The following is a 2,543-nucleotide window of genomic DNA, read 5'->3' on the forward strand; positions in this document are numbered from 1 at the left end:
GCCATCGCTGGTCTGCATGGCACAGAAGTCGGTGGCCGTACCATCACCGTCAACCAGGCCAAACCGAAGACAGATGCTCCCCGTGGTCGCCCGCAACAGCGCCACCGCTAAGGTACCTCGGCAATAAAAAAACGGCATGGGTTTCCCCCATGCCGTTTTTGTTTCTGAATGTTTTGCTGTGATCAGGGGACGTCGTAACCGAGCGCCGCCTTGCGGATGCGGAACCACTGCTGGCGGTTAAGCTCGATGGATTCGGCGGCCACGGCGGCGGCAATCCGCTCCCGCTTGCCGGAGCCAATCAATGGCAGCGGCTGGCTTGGCAGCATCATTACCCAAGCGTAGACCACCTGCTCGATAGTCTGGGCGCCCACTTCCTGACGGATCTGCTCCAGTTCGGCACGCAGCGGGGCATAGGCCTCATCGCTGAACAGTCGGCCGCCGCCGAGACATGACCAGGCCATCGGCTTGATGCCAAGCTGCTGGCACTGATCCAGGGTACCATCGAGGGTCCCTTCCTGATGAAGCGGCGAGATCTCCAGCTGGTTGGTGACCAGCGGGAAGGGGAGGCGCGATTGCAGTAGCTCGAACTGACGGGCGGTGAAGTTGGATACCCCGGCGTGCTTGATCTTGCCCGCCTGTTTCAGGGTGATAAAGGCGTCGGCCACTTCATCTGCGTTCATCAGGGGGTCCGGGCGGTGGATCAGCAGCAGGTCGAGATGGTCGGTGCCGAGCTTGCCCAGCGAGGCCTCGGCGCTGGCGATGATATGGTCCTTGCCGGTGTTGTAGTGGTTAAGAGCATGCTCCGGCTTGGCGGTGAGGGCGATACCGCACTTGGTGACGATCTCCATCCGGCTGCGCAGGGAAGGCTCGAGGCGTAGGGCGTGACCAAAGGCCTCTTCGCACTGGTAACCACCATAGATATCGGCGTGATCGATGGTGGTGACCCCCAGATCCAGATGATATTTCATCAGATCGAGCAGAGCGGCCGGAGAGAGCTGCCACTCCATCAGGCGCCAGTAACCCATGATGAGGCGAGAGAAGGTGGGGCCTTGCGGATGCAGGGCGACACGGGATACAGACATGGTTGACTCCTTGAAAAACACGATGCGAAAACGATGTGCAACATAGATGACTGCGGGCATCTTGGCCTCATGTGGCTGGCAAAGCAATAATGGGCAGTGGCATGATTCGAACTTTGGTTCTGATCGCAGAGTAGGAGAGAGTTGGATGGAAGGATTTGCCGAGCGCTTGCAGAGCCTGATCGGGGAGATGAGCGTGAGCGCGTTTGCCCGCAAGGTGGGGCTCAGTGAAGCGCTGATCCGCAAATATTTAAAGGGAGCCGAGCCTGGCCTGACGCGGGCCAACCAGATCGCCATGGGGGCCAACTGCTCGCTGGAGTGGCTGGCAACCGGCTGCGGTTATCTCTACCGTCAGGCGGAAGTGGTAGACAGGGAGGCGCTGGCAGCGGCGCAACTACTGCTGGGCGAGCTGCAACCCGGGGTGGGGCTGCCCGATGAGGAGGCACTGGTCACCCTGCTCGCCTATTACCAGTTTTTGCGCACCCACAAGAAAGCCGACGGTTTTCTCGACTTGGCGCTGGCGCGGGAGTTTGGTCGCCATCTGGGGGAAGCGTGATGAGGGGCATATTACCCTTTGGTCGTGTCACGGCTGGTTGATTATTCTGATACGCTCTAAGCAAGATAACTCTCCATGGAATGGGCGATGAGCTACTTGATCCTCGGAAGCGGTGCGCTGGGCTCGGCGCTGGCAAGAGAGCTGATGGCAAGGGGGGAGTCCTTCCTTCTGGCCGGGCGCACCTATCCAAAAGGGATCGAGATGGGGGCTTTCTTCCCGCTGCAAGAGGTGGACGCCATCTCGTTCGACGCCCTGTTTACCCTCTACGACACCGATCCGCTTCCCACTGTGGTAATCAACACCATCGGCCTGTTGCACGATGTCAGCTTTATGCCAGAGCGGCGGGTCGAAGAGGTGCACCCCAAGTGGCTGTGCGACAGCCTGCTTGCCAATGCCTGGCCAACGCTGGCGCTGGCTGCCCGTTTCAGTCGGTTGATGGGCAATGACCATCCGCTGTGGCTCTGTGCCATCTCCGATCTGGCGGGCTCCATCACCGCCAATCTGGAGGGGGGCCGTTACAGCTACCGCATGAGCAAGGCGGCCCTCGACATGGGGGTGAAAACTCTGGCCCTCGAGTGGACGCAGCGTTTCCCGCAAGCGGGGGTGGTGGCGGTGGCGCCCGGCTTGATGGACTCCCCGATGAACACCCCCTTTCTGAGCGAGTTGCCTGCGGAGCAATTGCAGGAGCCTGCCGAGGTGGCTGTGAAACTGCTCAATCTCATCAAGGGGTTATCGTTGACTCAATCGGGCCAGCTGCTGGATCTCAACGGTCAGCCGCTGCCCTGGTAAATCCCGCCTGCGGGCTCTATGGACGTCTATTGGCTTCACATTCTGCTCATGCGCCCCTTGCCAAGCGAGGGGCGCATGGCTAACGTCACTCTCCTGTTTCAGGAGGGATCTCATGCGCT

Annotated in this window: 3 protein-coding genes and 1 pseudogene; 3 read left to right on the forward strand and 1 reads right to left on the reverse strand. The window is 60.3% G+C overall.

From position 1 onward, the window contains the following. Positions 1–111: pseudogene (locus AB5Y85_RS06775) on the forward strand (RNA-binding protein); the annotation flags it as partial. 71 nt (positions 112–182) lie between these two features. Here AB5Y85_RS06775 and AB5Y85_RS06780 read toward each other — a convergent pair. Continuing rightward, the gene (locus AB5Y85_RS06780; protein WP_257687488.1) at positions 183–1,082 is read right to left on the reverse strand and encodes an aldo/keto reductase family oxidoreductase; all 900 of its coding nucleotides are present in this window, start codon (positions 1,080–1,082) and stop codon (positions 183–185) included. Between the two features lie 145 nt (positions 1,083–1,227). Between AB5Y85_RS06780 and AB5Y85_RS06785 the strand changes: the two genes are divergently transcribed. Continuing rightward, positions 1,228–1,635 (forward strand): helix-turn-helix transcriptional regulator, encoded by a 408-nt coding sequence (locus AB5Y85_RS06785; protein ID WP_257687487.1) that lies wholly within the window; start codon positions 1,228–1,230, stop codon positions 1,633–1,635. 87 nt (positions 1,636–1,722) lie between these two features. Continuing rightward, entirely contained in the window at positions 1,723–2,424 is a 702-nt protein-coding gene (locus AB5Y85_RS06790) for a hypothetical protein (protein WP_064336640.1), read from the forward strand. Positions 2,425–2,543: the final 119 nt, after the last annotated feature.

It is taken from the genome of Aeromonas sp. R3-1 (assembly GCF_040908345.1).
GTDB classification, from domain to species: Bacteria; Pseudomonadota; Gammaproteobacteria; order Enterobacterales; family Aeromonadaceae; genus Aeromonas; species Aeromonas veronii.

Excerpts from the sequence above, each read along its gene's own strand:
- AB5Y85_RS06790 (WP_064336640.1), top strand. The coding sequence starts at position 1,723 with ATGAGCTACTTGATCCTCGGAAGCGGTGCGCTGGGCTCGGCGCTGGCA.
- AB5Y85_RS06785 (WP_257687487.1), top strand. The coding sequence starts at position 1,228 with ATGGAAGGATTTGCCGAGCGCTTGCAGAGCCTGATCGGGGAGATGAGC.
- AB5Y85_RS06780 (WP_257687488.1), bottom strand. The coding sequence starts at position 1,082 with ATGTCTGTATCCCGTGTCGCCCTGCATCCGCAAGGCCCCACCTTCTCT.